A 13630-nucleotide genomic window follows, 5' to 3' on the forward strand; every position below is an offset into this window, starting at 1 on the left:
ACCGGAAAACGCTTCCGATCGTGAGGCAATACGAGACGATCATGGGTAACGCATCACAACATCTGCGTGCGCTGTTTCCCCTACCATCCTCGAAGGAGGTGAAGACAAGGATGCGGACCCGATGGATGGCATTGGCGCTCGCGCTGCCTGCTCAGGTGGCCATGGCTGTGCACCTCCAGTGCGTGCAGACGCCGCGCGCAAGCATCCCCCAGTGCCTGTCCCCGGACGAAGTCAGGGAACTCGATGGCATCCGCGGCGCGCCTCTGTACCTGGGCATCGGAAAGGATGCGGCCAGGTCCCATCTGTCCATCCACGCCAACTGCGCCACCGGCTTCACGCAGGTCAAGGATGAGGAGGGCGTGGTCATCGCCGGCATCGAAAGCCAGACCGTGCGCGAGCTGCGATCCCTGGTCTGCGGCGCGCCGGTGAAGGGCAGCCCTCCAGGCGCGCAAAAGGAAAAGGCCCCTGCCGGGGCCTCTTGAAAAGACGGTGGAGCGGGCGAAGGGAATCCAATATCCGGCCACAGGGCGTATGGATGCTTCACTTCATCAATTGGAAGTCAGAAATTGCCCCCACCCATGCCCCCACGAAAGTTGTGCTAGACAGGGGAATCGTACCGTCGTCCAGAGCATATCCCGAAAGGGTCACCAGCGGCCCGAGGCGCCGCAATCAGGCCCGAGGTGAGGGTGGCGGTGCCGAGTGGGGCGAAAGGGTCTCCCAGAGGCCCGCTTGCGAACGGCTACGGGTAGGCGTACCGTGTGGCCGCTTCCCTTCCCCCACGGGGCTATAGATGCGGGCCTCACCGCATTGATGCATGGCGAATTCCGGGGACATGCCCACCAAGGCGGCGTGGTGCCGCTTGTGGTGACTGTCATTCCATCCCAAGGAGTTCTCCCATGTCCAAGTCCAACCCGATTGGCTACGACCAACTCACCGTTGATGCTCAATGCGCGCTTCTTGAGAGCCACCACCGCGAGCTAGATTGTCGAGTCGATGCCGAGGGCCTGCGCTCGGATATCGCCTCCGGAATCGCGGTGATGCTGGCCACCAAACACGCCATCGCAGTGGTGACTCAGGCCCCCGCGCCTTTGGGCATCGGTGGCAAGAACATCAAGTGGCATGGGCTATACCTGTACGTGCGGCCCGGCCATCGCGGCCACGGGGAGGGCGCGGGCATGATTGGCCTCATGCGAGAGCGTTTCCCGGGCCATATCTGGATTCAATGCAAGGGCGAGCAACGCGCGGCTTACTTTGAGCGCCTCGGCTTCATCCGTCCGCTCTTCAGCCAGGACGGGTACTTCTACATGAGCACCTACCCGGGCCAGAACAATCATGTTTCCCCGGCCATCAAGGCACTGTTGACTCGGGCGTGAGGTCGGTGCCTCACCGCCGCATGCTGCGGCTCATCGCCCCCATGGTGGCCAACACGCTGGAGGAGGCGCCCGCGTCATCATCCAACAGGTCCTCGGGGCCGATGCCGCGCTCGGCCAGGATGATGGCGGCCTTGCGCAGGGCCCGCGCCTCCACGCGCCTCACGCCCTCCTTGGTGATGCCCAGGCGCTGCGCGCATTCTTCCAGCGTAAGCGCGTCCGTGGCGGCCACCACACGGTCCTCATGGGCCGCATCCTTGAGCGCCTTGGCCGCCCACGCCTTCGCCATGCGGTGGGTCACCTTGGCCCCCTCGGGCCGCTGAGGCTCTTGGACACGAAAGGCAGGGGTGAGGCCCGGCTCACATCCGATGAGGGCGCCACGGCCCGCGCAGGCCCTCCCGTTGGCCGAGGCGGCGGTGGCGGAGTAGAGCGTCTGACAGACGGGACGGGGCGGCGGCGTTCGCTGGCCATGGTGGTCCTCCAAAGGGGACCGGCCGGGCCATCCGTCGCCGGAGATGCATCACGGTGAGTTCGGTCAATTCTGCGGATTCGCAGAATTCCACCAACTCCTAAGCACGCCTCAGCGCAACGGTGGCTCGGGCCAACGCGGCGCAGGCTCGGGCCTCCACCACCTCGCGGCACGCGGACGGCTTGGGTTTGCTGGCCGCAGCCTCCAGGGTCTGGAGCCGCTCCAGCATCGGGCGCAGGAGGGGGCGCATCCGGTCGGCCAGAGCGTCCACCTCTCGCGCCGTGAAGCCGGAGCGGCGCATTGGCCTCGCGGCTCGGTTTTGAGGTGGGAGCACGCCCGTGGCCAGCCGCTTGGCGATGTCAGGGCGGTCTTGCGAGACCAACTCGATGCCGCCACCGGGCAGGCGCACCACCATGAGCCCATCGGCGCGGCGGATGATGTTGGAGGACATCATGGCCATCACCACGCCACGTCCTGAAGTACTTGCACCGCGCCGGGCGCCAGGAGTTGCCAATTGACCTCCCAGATGGCTTTCATGGCGGCGCAGTTGGTTTGAAAAAGCGAGCGCACGGGCGAGGCCACCGAGATGTCCTCCTCCAGCGCGGCCGGGTCGGATTCCTCATGCACCACCGCCTCATCCGAGACCTCGATGAGCGGCGCGTCCGCCGTGAAGGCCACCGCGCGGAAGTCCATCAGATACACCACATCCGAGGGCACCGTGGGCGCGGACATGATCGCGTAGCCCAGGAGCGTGCCGCGTGTCTGCACCTCCGCGAACTCGGCGGCCAATGTGGCGGCCGAGCCGCTGTTCATCACCCACCGCGTGGTGCGCGCGTTGCCGTACCCGTTGGCCAACAGTTGGTCCAGGCGCGCGCGCAAGTCGTCGGTGATGTTGCGCGTGGTGGTGCCGCTGGACACCGCCGTGTCACCGGCCGGGATGCCGTAGCCGATGCCGGCCGGGCGCTCATCGGTGGCCGCTTGGTCATCGAAGAACGTGGCGTCCAGCACCTTGGCCGAGTCCACCAAGATGGCCTCGCGGATGATGGCCTCCAAGTCCGAGGGTGCGGCGGCCGAGAGCGCCTCCTTGGAGTACGTGCCCATCACGCCCATGCTCTTGGGGGTCAGCACGGTGCCGGAGACCGTCAATGCGCCCACGCGAATGGGCGCACCCTCGGCCCTCCAGGCCGCCGCGAGATTCACCGCCGCGCCGGGCTTTCGCATCGGCACCCTTGCGGCTCCTCGCACCAGGGGCACGCGGCGCATGGGCAGTTGCGGGACCAGGGCCCCAGCCTCGGTGGCCAGGAGGTCCACGAAGCCGGTGGCCACCTCCTGCACCAGGGCGCCTGCCCATGGCTCGTTGAAGGTGGTGGCCGGGTCTTGGACCGCGCGGGCCACCAGGGAGGCCGCCGCGCGGGTGATGGACTCGGCGTTGGCGGCCCCCAAGGTGGCCTCCAGGCTGCGGCCAGCGGCGGCGGCCTGTGCAACGAGACCCATGGATTGGAGGAGATGTTGCGCGGTCATCTCCGGCATCGGGCGGTAGGGCGGCACCACCAGCGCGGCAAGCTGCGCGCTCATGATGAACCTCGCATTGCGGTGGCGAGGGTCGCACCGGCCTTGGAAGCGGCCACCGCATGGTTGGCCGGAGGCGGTGATGGGGCCTTGGCGTTGAGCGCGGCGCGCAGCAACTGGCCCAGGGTGGGGCCGGGGATGGATTGCGCGAAGGGCTGGGGCTTGGTGTCGGGCATGGACAAGGCTCCTTTGAGAGCGGCTCGTCCATCAAGCCGGGCGGTGGTGTGAAGAGTAGCGCGAAGACGAGTAATTTCAAACAGGGTACCCATTGGTCATTGCCCAAACGGCGAGAGCCAGCATGCATACCGTTGCGTCCAGCAGGCCGGCCTGTTATCGCCCGTTTTCTACCTTCTGGTAGGAAGTTCTGGCACCTCCCCGGTTTGCGAACACCCACCTAAATTTCCCACACCGAACTCAACTATTCATGGACATCGCTGGGCGCTTTTCTGTACCCTTTTATTCCCTCTTTTGAGAGGGACATGCATCAAAGTTTCTGCAACAAAGAGGCACGATCATGAACCTGGACGAGGCAAGTGCGGCGACCACACTGGAGCCACTGGCGCCACCGGAATGGACGATGGATGTGCACCAAGAGAGCGGCCAATTCACGGCCGAACTGAAGCGCAATTTGGTGTTGGTGTGCAGGTTGTCCTTGATGCGCGCGGATGGAGATGAGGCAACCGCCCGCGCATTCTTGGCGGACAAGGCGCGGCGATGGATTCACGACTACCTGCGCAGGTCCCCGAATCCGTAACCATGGGCCCCTATTGCAAGCTCCGCGCGGTCCGACTTCTTGTCGGCCCCAGTGCCGCAGGCGCGGCTGGGAACCGTCGTCGCATTTGCTCCACGCGAGCGGTAGCTTTGGTCCTACGCGCTTCACAAAACCGTTCAGCTAGCGTGCGACATGGCTCAACATGCGTCCAACGCGGCAGGACTTCTTCGGGAATATGTCGCCGAGCAGCAGCTATTGCTGGCCAAGCTGGACGACGCCATCGCGGGAATCCGCCCGTGGCCTCGTCCCGAGGAATATGAAGCCGTCGCGCGGGTGGGGTGGGCTGCGTTCGCTGAACTTCTTCGCTTTCGCGAAGAACTCAAGGAGCTTCGACGCGAGAGCCGAGTCGCGCGAATTCAGAGGTTGTCCGCAGCTGAGCGCTATTGGCAACCAAGTCCTGAGCTTTGGCTTCGCCGTTACACCGAGGACTGACCTACCCCAGTAAGCGAATCTCAGCGCTTGTTCGCGGCAGCCAGTGCGCTCATCTCACCCAAGAAAACGCGCAGCAACTCTGAGGCTCTAGCCCGCAATGCTCTAGCGTCCTCGATCTCATGCGCTGCTGGGACTGAAGCACCGCTGCCATGCGCAAAGAAGATTCGGCGTTCTATGGCTGTGGCTGCGCGTTCGGCCTGTTTCCAAGCAAGCAGATGCGTTTGGAGCTTTCGCACGATGCACCTCCGGACTTCCAGAGAGAGTGCAACGACACATCTGATGAGAAGGGCTCTGCGGCTTAGGGCACGAAGGAAAGCCACTCAGGCACTACCGAAACTTGATGTTGATCGTGTTTGGGGGTGCCTGCAAGTCTCAGTCGGCCGAGGCGACGTAGTCTGAGGCCTGAGTCTATTGCGCAAAACGGCGGCTCTTGGCCGGGTGCGGCCTCTCAGAGCATGCCACAGCCACCCGGAGTCCCATGGTCTCCGGTCGCTCGGGCCTCCTCCATGGTGATGACCAATCAGTCCCAGGAGCGCGGCGCTGTGCGGTCATCGAGGCCCGGTCAACTAGATGGCCGGGGGCCCCCAGAGGCGCCAAAATGGGTTATGCGTAAAAACTATCGATTGGCGCTCTGAAAAAGAAACGCTTAATCGTGAGCAATAGCCAGTTAATGAATTCGCCCGGCATCTTTTGCCATGCCCCCCGCGCAACGGAAGCCCGCCTGCTTCAAGCTTTAGCGGGCCTTCAGCTCTTCTGCGTCTCTGACCTCATTTTCGATCATGGCTTGCCTAACCATGACTCTTTCCTCATACACATCTCGCTTTTTTAGATCGATTTTTAGAAATTCAGCGAGATCCTTGATTGCGTCACCAAATCCTTTTGCCAATTTTTCATCAAGCTGATCGCCTTCTAATAGTTTTGCGGTTCGCAACTCCTTGTCAATCCTTTCGCCAAAATAGCTATTAAAGAAATGAGGCGACGTAGGATAGGCGCGGTCGATAACAGGTTGAATCACTTCGTTCGGGACGGCGCTCTCTTGAAGTCTTGCGATCGTTGCCTCACGCTCCAATCGGTCCTCAACTGCGCGGGCAAGCCGAGTAAATTCATCCGCGCCCTTGTCCATGTAGACATCCATCAAATATCGTGAAACTTTGCCAAGTTCACTGTGGCGCCGATATTCTCTTATACGCGCCTGGCGCTCTGCCTTGTGACGTTTCTCCTTTAACGAATCAACTGCCGAAGAGACTCCGAGGGACGAGACAATTAAAAGGATGAGAATCGCGAAGGTCAAAATGAAGTAGACGACCCCTCTTACAAGATGAACCCAAAACGAGTCTCCTCGAATCGCTTGACGCCAAACCGAAAGTCCGTCTTCCGGTGAGTTTGGACCGACTAAAAGTATGCTCTTTATCCCTGCAATTTTGCCGGCGACTCGTACTTCTGGTTTCACGGCCTCCGGACCTAGCAAGAGCAAGGTGATTTCGGCGGAATCTCCCGGTTCAAAAATAACGGGCGAGAACTTGATGGAGTTCTTTCCGGCTTCAATCAGCAAATTCTTTTCCAGATAAGCGTTTGACGTCACTAGCGTTGGATGGTCCACTACCTGTGCATTAAGGACATCTAGGCCCCACGGCGCTTTTTCATCGTAGTCACCTTTTTTCAGCTCCGCGTTGCCGGTATTGCTGATCGTCGCCTTGAAAACCCATAGGGCTTTCTTGGCTGAGCGCAAGTCTTCACCAGAATAAGATACTGATAATCCGCCGACTGGTTGATGAATGTCGAATACCGGAGACAGCGCGTCAATTTTTACAGTAAGTTCCGGCTTCCTTTCGTAAAAAAATCCTTGATAGACGGCGAGTGCAATACTGAAGATTGCAACGGCCGCCATTACGCCGGGAGACTTGACCCATATCCAAATGCGCTGCATGAAATCCTCGTATTTTTCGGAGTGCATCAAAGTGCAACACGCGAAGCTTACCGCCTCGCGGCTGACGTCTTGACCCGGGGTGTCCCGGTGACCCACCGGTTTCCCGGTGGTTTCCCACCTAACCGGAGAAAGGGAGGGGAGACACCCGGGATACCCGTTGTCCCGGTGTCCCACTCCTTTAAGGGCGGGACACCGAAAGTGGGACACCGAAAGCGCCTCTTTTTTTAGCATCGGCCGCCTGCGGTGTTCCATCGGTGTCCCGCTAGCGCTTGGCTTTGGTCTTGGGTGGCACCGGCTCCCCCCAGGTGTCGCGCGGTGCGGTGGTGCCGATGGGGTGGAGATAGTTTTGGTCCGCCGGATTGGCTCCGCGCCAATCAGGACGGCGCCAGTAGGCAACGCGGCCCTCCGCAATGAGCATGGCCACGGCGGCGGCCAGTTCATTGCGGCCGATGCCCGCCTCGGAGGCCACGGGCTTGAGCATGTTTTGGCTGTAGCGGCGCCCTTGCGCAAGTTCGGAGTTGATGAGGTTCCACACCTGATTGGCCACGCCCTCCATGGACGGGCCGCTCAACTTGCTGGAGGTGGTGACGGTGCTCAAGGTCTGCGCGGTGTGGGCCACCACATCGGAGCATGCGATGGTGATGCGCTTGGTGTTGCCCAGGACATCCGTGCTCTCCACCGAAAACGTGCGGCGCGTGAATTGGAGTTCCTTGATGTGGGTCTCGAATCGGCGCTTTCCGAGCAACAGGTATCGCGCGCCGGTCTCGCGGTCCTCGGTGTCAAACACGAAGGCCAAAGCCTGTTGCACATCACCAAGTTGACTGCTGGCACCCCTGGGGGTGAGTTGGAAGGGGTCGAAGTTCTTGCGGTTCAACTCGACCTTGGGAAGGTGCGCCAGGATCAGCACCGGCAGGCCCTCCATGCCGGTGCGCACGGCACTCAGGATGCGCGAGTTCTCGGCGTTGGCGTTTTCATCGTCCATGCGAAAGAGGGCGCTCTTGGTGTCGATGACCACCACCGGCTTGGCCGGATAGACCAGCCCATCAATCCGCTTGTTGGAGGTGGTGGTGAACTTGTCGGCCCACACCCGCGCCACTTGGATGACCTCCTCCACCGGCATGGCCACGGCACTCACCACATGGAACCATTCATTGATGATGGCCTCGGAGAGGGCCACGCCATCGTTGGCCAGCGCGAGGCGCACCGCATGGAGCACCCGGTGAACTTGGGCCGGGTCCTCGCACACATAGACGATGTGGCGGCGCAGGAGCGGGCGCATGGGATCGTCCGCCCGGCAGAACCATGCGGCATAGCGCATGAGGCTCACGATGCCCTCGGTTTTGCCCACGCCCGCAAGACCCGCCAGCATGGCTAAGCCGCTGGCCAACACATCGTCCACCACAAACTCGATGGGCGTGATGGTCGGCGTGTGGGGGATGTAGTTGTCCAGCGGATGCGGACCATCACCCCAGGGAGGGCGGGGCGCTTGGTTGGGATACACCACCGCGCGCTCGGCCGTGGACCCCGAGAACCCGGCCGCCACTTCATCCTCGGTGGGGTGGCCGTTGACGTGTGGCGCTTGCTCCACCTCCGGAGCCTCGCGTAACGCGCGGTCCACCCCAAGCCGGTTGCGAGGCGTGCTCATGCGCGTGCCTCCGTGGCGTTGAGCAGGCTCAACAAGTCATTGAAGTCGGTGTCCTCGGCCTCGCGGTTCAAGCCGGTGAAGTCCGGCACCAGCACGCGGCCTCCCACCGCGCGCGCGGCGGCCTCAGCTTGTGTGCGTCCTGGGTTGTCCTTGGACTTCCAATCATCGTCGGCGGCCAGCACCAACACGGCCTTGGGGTATCGCTTGCGCAGGGCAACCGCCACAGGCAACAAGTTGGTGGCGGAGAACGCCACGGCCACGGGCAAGCCGGAGTCCTCATGGAGCGACAGTCCGGTGGCGAGGCCCTCGCACACCACCAGCGCATCGGCCGGTTCACCGAGGAGATGAAAGCCACCGGCAACGCGGCCTCCTCGCAGGAACTTTTTTTCACCCGAGGGCGCGATGAGTTGCAGGGACTGCATGTGGCCGTGGATGTCCACCACCGGCACCAAGAGGTTGCCATGGCGGTCCACGCGCAGGCCAGCAGGCGCCACCGCCTTGGCCACCAAGTAGGGGTGGTCCAGGGGCGCGGGCCGGGCCGCGGTCCAGATGGCCGCAGCCTTGCGTGCGGCCTCCTCGGCAGCGGCCTCGCTTTCAAGTTGCCAGGCCTCCAGGCGCTCCCGTAGTGCCTGGTTCAAAACCGCGCGGGCCAGGCCATTCAAGAGGCGGTCGCGCAATGCCAACGCCTCACCGATGGCCGCGCGTTCAAACCCCTTGAATTCCGCAACATCCGGATGTCCATCGGCTTCGGCACGGTCGGTGGCGCGGCGGGCGGTCTCGGCCACGTCCAGCGCCTGCGCCTCATCGGCCCTCAAGCCCATCAAGTCCAACATGGTGGTGGCCAGGATCATGGCGAAGCCCTCCGCGCGGTCTCAGGCGCCAGCGGCGAGCACCACGCGGGCCAGGGCGCCCGGGCCCAATCCGGGCGCCAGCGCGCGGGCCAGGGTGAGGCCTCGGTGTAGCGGCTCGCGCCGATTCCGTCGCGGCTCCGCGCGGGCGTGGTGTTGGTGGTCATCGCCATGTTCATCTCCACGGTGTTGGAGTTCATGGCCGGGTTTGCCGCATCGGCTCGGTGACGCCTACACTGGCCGCAGCGGGTCCGAATCCACCGCGAGTCAGTGCAGGGCGAGGGCCGGGATGCGAAAGCACCCGGCCTTAGCTTTTCTGAATCGCATGTGCGCCGATCATCCGGTAGTGGGCAAGCATCTCCCCAGCGCGCCAACGCTTGCCGCGTGCGCCGAAGGTCACAGGAGGAGGGTGGATGCCGGCCGCCACCTTGCGGTCACGGGTGGAGTTGGAATCACCATCCAGCGCTTGCAAGGTGTCCGAGGTGAGTAGGGCATCGGCGCAATACAGCGTCTCGGGCGGCTGAATGCGCGGACCTTTGCGGACGGTCTTCCGTGGAGCTTTGTGATGCGTCATGCGGTGCATTGCACTGCGATGGCGCCTCATGTACTAGGCGCAATGCGCTCGTTGCTGCAGCAATACATGCGTTGATATAGCAGTGCGCCAGTTGCTACTTCTTCTTGCTTATGCCCCAACGGTGATGGGTGTCATTCCACTCGCGCACGTACCGCTTGACGGTGATTGGTGCGCGCGCCACTACCTTACCCACCGCGATGCTCGCGGCCTCGATGCTGGAGACCTTGGAATGGTTGGCATCCAACCATTGTTTAACCTGCTCACGGGTATCGCGCAGGCCCGCGTTGACGCGTTTCTCATGTATCTCCCTCAGACTGCCTTGCGTCTCAGCCCACTTTCCACTGGCAAAGTCGAGAAGGTTCTCGTAGAGGTCCATCATTGACTCAAAGTCGCTCGCCAACGCCGTCAGCGCGGCGTCCGGGTCGCCTTTGTTGCGGCGCTTGTAATCGCGCACATACGCATTCACGCGCTTGACGCGTGCACGCTCAAGGGCCACATCCAGTGGCACGCGCGGTTTTGACTTGCGTGGGGCACTCATGCGGCTGCCTTGCGCGACATGCGCACCACCTTGGCCTTGTCAGCCTTGGGCTCATTGGTGAGCCCCTCAAGGTACGCCCCCCAGGTCGCCATGGCCTCGCGGCGTTGTTTCCTCCATTGGGTTCTGTCGTAGGCTGAGCCCAATGGGCCCGTCTTGCCGTGGCCGAGTAACTCCTCCAGCACGGCCTCGGGGATGTCGTGGTGCTCGGCCAGGACGGTGCGGGCCATCGCTCGGAAGCCATGGCCGGTCATCTCTTCTTTGCTGTACCCCAGGCGCCTGAGCGCGGAATTGACGGTGCCATCGCTCATGGGCCTCTCACCCGTGCGCTCGCTCGGGAAAACATACTTTCCGTGGCCGCTCAGGCTCTGGAGGCGCTTGAGGCATTCGATGGCTTGAGCCGAGAGGGGGACGATGTGGTCCGCGCCTTGTACCTTGGCGCGCAGGGTGCGCTTCATTTCAGCGGAAGGGATGACCAGTTGCTGCGCGCCGAAGTCGATCCACTCCCATTGCAAGCCGCGCAGGTTTCCGGGGCGTTGAAAGAGCAGGGCGGCAAGCCACAACGCCTCTTTGGTGAGGACGCGGCCGTGGTAGCCGTGGATGGCGCGCACCAGATCGGGCAGGCGCTCCACATCGGTGATGGCCGCATAGCCCCGTTGAATGGGCGCTTTCATGGCACGGCGCAGGGACGTGGCCGGATTGGCCGTGGCTCGCTCGGTTCGCACCGCGTAATCGAAGACTTGGCCCGCGTACTGGCGCAGGGATGTGGCGGTCTCCAACTTGCCGGTGTGTTCCACCGCTTGGAGAGGTACGTGTAGCACCTTGGCCGTGATGGCCGTGATGGGCAGGCGGCCGAGGCGTGGAAAAATGTGGCGCACCTGCATGGCCAACCACTTCTTCTTGTGGGCCGCCTGCCAGTTGAGCGGGTTGAGTTCGTGCATCTCGCGGGCGATGCCCTCGTACGTGGTGGCGCTGGCCGTCTCTGCACGCACCCGCTCCAGTTGCCGCTTCTGCACCGGGTCATGGCCATCACGCACAAGTTCCTTGGCCTCCTCGCGGCGCTTGCGGGCCTCGGCCAAGCCCATGCCCGGATACGTGCCCAACGTGATGCGCCGCTCAGTACCGGCAACCCGGTATTTGAGGTTCCATGTCTTGCGCCCGTTGGGACTTGCTTCGAGGTAGAGGCCGCCACCATCGAAAAGCTTCTTGGCCACGGGGTGGCCGTGCTCCGCGTGGAGGGCATACGTGGCCGCTTTGACTTCCTTGTCAGTCAGCGGGCGAACAATCTTAGGCATCGTGTGCATCCATATCAGGTGGTGCGTGGGTCGTTTGGGGAGGGTGTTGCCCCCAAAACCCCAAAACGAGGGGCGTTGCCCCCATCATTGCCCCCACGCACGTTGAAAAGCCGTGCAGCCTCTTGCTGCCTTGTGCTACCTGAAATTATGCAGTTCCCCAATGAAAAAGGCCCCGAATGGGGCCTCTTCAAGTCTCTTGAAGTGTGAATTTGGAGCGGGCGAAGGGAATCGAACCCTCGTATGAAGCTTGGGAAGCTGCCGTTCTGCCATTGAACTACGCCCGCGTCGAAGGCGGATTCTAGCGGCAACCCCGACCGGGCAAGTCGACCGCGCCGCGACCGACCCGCGCCCGCCGGCGTGAATCCATCTCCCCAGTTTGGTGGAGCCGTCTCGCGTCCTCCTGTGCGCAAACGCACATCGCCACAACGCCGCTTCAACCACCATCGGAACCGTCCGCAGCGATCGCGATGCGACTCGCGGCGTGGATGCGCAAGCCCAGGCCGACCGGACAAGGCGGATGGACTTTTTCCCTAGGTATCTGGAGATGACGATGACGATGACAACGAAGCATTCCCGTACTGCGGCCTGGCGGCTGCCCGCCGCGGCCCTTGCGATGGTCGCGTTGGCCGCAGGCCCCATCCTGGCCCATGGCCAGGTCGCCGCCATGCCTGACAAGACGCAGAGCGCGCCACTGACCTTGCTGCTCAGCGGGCCAAAGGGCGAGCACTCGTCGCTGGTCTATGCCGCCGAGAGCGGCTGGCGCATGCAACCGGGCTGGAACGTCAAGGCGGCGGACACGGCCAGCGGGTTGCGGCTCACGCCGGTGGCATTGCCCCTGGCACCCGCGCCTCCCGCCGAAACGCCCACGCTGGCCCGCCCGTTGACGGTATTCCTCGACGGGCCGACCGGCTTCACTTTCGTCTACGTGGCCGACGAAGGCTGGAAGTTCGTCGGGCAGCTCGCCACCCCGGCTCATTGAGTACCGTGCGCTGGCGCATCTCGTTCGGCAGCCTGCTGGCCGCGGCAGCCGATGTACAGGGCTAGGCGACAGCATCATTTCCAGACGCTTGTTGCAGATGCTTGGGCTATGCCAAGCGGCCAGCCGTGAGGGGGCCTGCGCCAGCCATTGGCATATGCCATCAACATCTCACATTTGCTGACACGTACTGCTAAAGTGTTCATTGCTTCCGAGGCCTGAACTCCTCTACATCGAACACCGCCTGGCATGACATCACGCTACCTGATCACTGGGGGAGCAGGTTTCATTGGGTCGCACCTGGCCGACGAGCTGCTCAGGCGCGGCGCCGAGGTCGTCGTGTTGGACGACCTGTCGACGGGGCGGGTGGACAACCTGAGCGCCCGCGTTCGCATGGTCGAGGGCGACGTGCTCGACGCGACCCTGGTCGAACGCCTTGCGAAGGATTGCGTGGGCATCTTCCATCTGGCCGCCATCGCCTCCGTGCCCCGGTGCAACGACAGCTGGGTCCAGAGCCACGCCGTCAACCAGACCGGCACGGTGACAGTGCTCCAGGCCAGCCGAAGCCTGGGCCGCATCCCCGTTGTGTACGCCTCCTCGGCTGCCGTCTACGGCGACCAGAAGGCCGAGCGCATCGCCGAGGGCTGCGAGCTGCGGCCGCTTTCCTCGTATGGCGCGGACAAGCTCGGTGCCGAACTGCATGGGCGGGTGGCCCACTCGCTGTTCGGTGTTCCCAACATCGGTCTTCGCTTCTTCAACGTCTACGGGCCGCGCCAGGATGCGCGCTCTCCCTATTCCGGCGTCATCAGCATCTTCGTCGCACGCGCCGGCGAAGGCGCGCCGCTCACCATCTACGGCGACGGCCAGCAGCTGCGCGACTTCGTCTTCGTCGGCGACGTCGTCTCGCACCTGATCCAGGCGATGTCCCTCGCCGAGCGACCCCAGGGAACCAGTGGCGTCTTCAATGTCTGCACCGGCCACGGCCACACCGTGGCTGAACTGGCGCAGCTGGTGATAGCGCTCATGCACTCGCACAGCGCCCTGGTCCATGCACCAGGGCGGGCCGGCGACATCAGGACCTCGGTCGGCGACCCCAGCGAAACGCGTCGCGTGTTCGGTCTGGGCGCCGAGATCCCCTTGCACGCGGGGCTGGGGCATCTCCTGCACGCCATCCACTGATGCGTTGCCGAATCGGGCGAGGCCTTCGACCGGAACAGC

The 13630-nt window shown here is 63.3% G+C and carries 17 protein-coding genes and 1 tRNA gene; 6 read left to right on the top strand and 12 right to left on the bottom strand.

The window, feature by feature from the left end; all coding sequences use genetic code 11:
- Positions 1 to 41 precede the first annotated feature (41 nt).
- Positions 42 to 482, top strand: a complete 441-nt coding sequence (locus BM345_RS00330; RefSeq protein WP_139237423.1) for a hypothetical protein — start codon at positions 42 to 44, stop codon at positions 480 to 482.
- Positions 483 to 896: 414 nt separating this feature from the next.
- Positions 897 to 1373: a hypothetical protein gene (locus tag BM345_RS00335; protein WP_093374380.1), complete on the top strand. Its 477-nt coding sequence runs from the start codon at positions 897 to 899 to the stop codon at positions 1371 to 1373.
- 10 nt (positions 1374 to 1383) lie between these two features.
- Here the strand turns inward: BM345_RS00335 and BM345_RS00340 are convergent, their stop codons facing one another.
- The 4 genes from BM345_RS00340 to BM345_RS30030 all read right to left on the bottom strand — a co-directional run bounded on the left by BM345_RS00340 (position 1384) and on the right by BM345_RS30030 (position 3584).
- Positions 1384 to 1659 carry a sigma factor-like helix-turn-helix DNA-binding protein gene (locus tag BM345_RS00340; RefSeq protein ID WP_139237424.1) on the bottom strand — a complete coding sequence of 92 codons (276 nt, stop codon included), beginning with the start codon at positions 1657 to 1659 and terminating at the stop codon, positions 1384 to 1386.
- 280 nt (positions 1660 to 1939) lie between these two features.
- Positions 1940 to 2290 (bottom strand): hypothetical protein, encoded by a 351-nt coding sequence (locus tag BM345_RS00345; RefSeq protein ID WP_175544849.1) that lies wholly within the window; start codon positions 2288 to 2290, stop codon positions 1940 to 1942.
- An 8-nt stretch (positions 2291 to 2298) separates the two neighbouring features.
- Positions 2299 to 3414, bottom strand: a complete 1116-nt coding sequence (locus BM345_RS00350) for a phage major capsid protein (RefSeq protein ID WP_093374386.1) — start codon at positions 3412 to 3414, stop codon at positions 2299 to 2301.
- Positions 3411 to 3584, bottom strand: coding sequence for a hypothetical protein (locus BM345_RS30030; protein WP_175544850.1), 174 nt, complete (start codon positions 3582 to 3584; stop codon positions 3411 to 3413). The genes BM345_RS00350 and BM345_RS30030 overlap by 4 nt, the downstream gene beginning before the upstream one ends.
- 338 nt (positions 3585 to 3922) lie before the next feature.
- On the opposite strand from BM345_RS30030, the gene BM345_RS00355 reads away from it, so the two are divergent.
- Together BM345_RS00355 and BM345_RS29565 are read left to right on the top strand one after the other, a co-directional pair.
- Complete coding sequence (locus BM345_RS00355) at positions 3923 to 4162, top strand: hypothetical protein (protein ID WP_093374388.1); 240 nt, start codon at positions 3923 to 3925, stop codon at positions 4160 to 4162.
- Between the two features lie 150 nt (positions 4163 to 4312).
- A complete protein-coding gene (locus BM345_RS29565; RefSeq protein ID WP_139237426.1) occupies positions 4313 to 4612 on the top strand; it encodes a hypothetical protein in 300 nt (99 codons plus the stop codon).
- Positions 4613 to 5345: 733 nt separating this feature from the next.
- Here the strand turns inward: BM345_RS29565 and BM345_RS29570 are convergent.
- From BM345_RS29570 to BM345_RS00385, 8 genes are all read right to left on the bottom strand, one after another.
- Positions 5346 to 6539 carry a hypothetical protein gene (locus BM345_RS29570; protein ID WP_139237427.1) on the bottom strand — a complete coding sequence of 398 codons (1194 nt, stop codon included), beginning with the start codon at positions 6537 to 6539 and terminating at the stop codon, positions 5346 to 5348.
- A 262-nt stretch (positions 6540 to 6801) separates the two neighbouring features.
- Positions 6802 to 8184, bottom strand: a complete 1383-nt coding sequence (locus tag BM345_RS00360; RefSeq protein ID WP_093374391.1) for an AAA family ATPase — start codon at positions 8182 to 8184, stop codon at positions 6802 to 6804.
- On the bottom strand, positions 8181 to 9035 hold the full coding sequence (locus tag BM345_RS00365; RefSeq protein WP_093374393.1) for a toprim domain-containing protein: 855 nt from the start codon (positions 9033 to 9035) through the stop codon (positions 8181 to 8183). Before BM345_RS00365 ends, BM345_RS00360 begins: the two co-directional genes overlap by 4 nt.
- Complete coding sequence (locus tag BM345_RS29575; RefSeq protein WP_139237428.1) at positions 9032 to 9232, bottom strand: hypothetical protein; 201 nt, start codon at positions 9230 to 9232, stop codon at positions 9032 to 9034. Before BM345_RS29575 ends, BM345_RS00365 begins: the two co-directional genes overlap by 4 nt.
- A gap of 107 nt (positions 9233 to 9339) precedes the next feature.
- On the bottom strand, positions 9340 to 9606 hold the full coding sequence (locus tag BM345_RS00370; protein WP_139237429.1) for a transcriptional regulator: 267 nt from the start codon (positions 9604 to 9606) through the stop codon (positions 9340 to 9342).
- A gap of 94 nt (positions 9607 to 9700) precedes the next feature.
- Complete coding sequence (locus BM345_RS00375) at positions 9701 to 10144, bottom strand: hypothetical protein (protein ID WP_139237430.1); 444 nt, start codon at positions 10142 to 10144, stop codon at positions 9701 to 9703.
- On the bottom strand, positions 10141 to 11436 hold the full coding sequence (locus tag BM345_RS00380; RefSeq protein WP_175544851.1) for a tyrosine-type recombinase/integrase: 1296 nt from the start codon (positions 11434 to 11436) through the stop codon (positions 10141 to 10143). The genes BM345_RS00375 and BM345_RS00380 overlap by 4 nt, the downstream gene beginning before the upstream one ends.
- Before the next feature lie 210 nt (positions 11437 to 11646).
- Positions 11647 to 11720 (bottom strand) — tRNA-Gly (locus BM345_RS00385).
- 266 nt (positions 11721 to 11986) lie between these two features.
- On the opposite strand from BM345_RS00385, the gene BM345_RS00390 reads away from it, so the two are divergent.
- Positions 11987 to 12415 (top strand): hypothetical protein, encoded by a 429-nt coding sequence (locus tag BM345_RS00390; protein WP_139237431.1) that lies wholly within the window; start codon positions 11987 to 11989, stop codon positions 12413 to 12415.
- A 246-nt stretch (positions 12416 to 12661) separates the two neighbouring features.
- A complete protein-coding gene (locus BM345_RS00395) occupies positions 12662 to 13591 on the top strand; it encodes an NAD-dependent epimerase/dehydratase family protein (RefSeq protein ID WP_093374404.1) in 930 nt (309 codons plus the stop codon).
- The last annotated feature ends 39 nt before the right edge of the window (positions 13592 to 13630 follow it).

This window comes from Variovorax sp. OV329, from assembly GCF_900114785.1.
Classification (GTDB): Bacteria; Pseudomonadota; Gammaproteobacteria; order Burkholderiales; family Burkholderiaceae_C; genus Variovorax.

What these genes read in the sequence shown, in the direction of transcription:
- BM345_RS00375 (WP_139237430.1), bottom strand. Translation starts at nt 10,144, where the DNA reads ATGAGTGCCCCACGCAAGTCAAAACCGCGCGTGCCACTGGATGTGGCC.
- BM345_RS00345 (WP_175544849.1), bottom strand. Translation starts at nt 2,290, where the DNA reads ATGTCCTCCAACATCATCCGCCGCGCCGATGGGCTCATGGTGGTGCGC.
- BM345_RS29570 (WP_139237427.1), bottom strand. Translation starts at nt 6,539, where the DNA reads ATGCAGCGCATTTGGATATGGGTCAAGTCTCCCGGCGTAATGGCGGCC.
- BM345_RS29575 (WP_139237428.1), bottom strand. Translation starts at nt 9,232, where the DNA reads ATGAACTCCAACACCGTGGAGATGAACATGGCGATGACCACCAACACC.
- BM345_RS00390 (WP_139237431.1), top strand. Translation starts at nt 11,987, where the DNA reads ATGACGATGACAACGAAGCATTCCCGTACTGCGGCCTGGCGGCTGCCC.
- BM345_RS00380 (WP_175544851.1), bottom strand. Translation starts at nt 11,436, where the DNA reads ATGCCTAAGATTGTTCGCCCGCTGACTGACAAGGAAGTCAAAGCGGCC.
- BM345_RS00330 (WP_139237423.1), top strand. Translation starts at nt 42, where the DNA reads ATGGGTAACGCATCACAACATCTGCGTGCGCTGTTTCCCCTACCATCC.
- BM345_RS00350 (WP_093374386.1), bottom strand. Translation starts at nt 3,414, where the DNA reads ATGAGCGCGCAGCTTGCCGCGCTGGTGGTGCCGCCCTACCGCCCGATG.
- BM345_RS30030 (WP_175544850.1), bottom strand. Translation starts at nt 3,584, where the DNA reads ATGCCCGACACCAAGCCCCAGCCCTTCGCGCAATCCATCCCCGGCCCC.
- BM345_RS29565 (WP_139237426.1), top strand. Translation starts at nt 4,313, where the DNA reads ATGGCTCAACATGCGTCCAACGCGGCAGGACTTCTTCGGGAATATGTC.
- BM345_RS00355 (WP_093374388.1), top strand. Translation starts at nt 3,923, where the DNA reads ATGAACCTGGACGAGGCAAGTGCGGCGACCACACTGGAGCCACTGGCG.
- BM345_RS00335 (WP_093374380.1), top strand. Translation starts at nt 897, where the DNA reads ATGTCCAAGTCCAACCCGATTGGCTACGACCAACTCACCGTTGATGCT.
- BM345_RS00395 (WP_093374404.1), top strand. Translation starts at nt 12,662, where the DNA reads ATGACATCACGCTACCTGATCACTGGGGGAGCAGGTTTCATTGGGTCG.
- BM345_RS00360 (WP_093374391.1), bottom strand. Translation starts at nt 8,184, where the DNA reads ATGAGCACGCCTCGCAACCGGCTTGGGGTGGACCGCGCGTTACGCGAG.
- BM345_RS00365 (WP_093374393.1), bottom strand. Translation starts at nt 9,035, where the DNA reads ATGATCCTGGCCACCACCATGTTGGACTTGATGGGCTTGAGGGCCGAT.
- BM345_RS00370 (WP_139237429.1), bottom strand. Translation starts at nt 9,606, where the DNA reads ATGACGCATCACAAAGCTCCACGGAAGACCGTCCGCAAAGGTCCGCGC.
- BM345_RS00340 (WP_139237424.1), bottom strand. Translation starts at nt 1,659, where the DNA reads ATGGCGAAGGCGTGGGCGGCCAAGGCGCTCAAGGATGCGGCCCATGAG.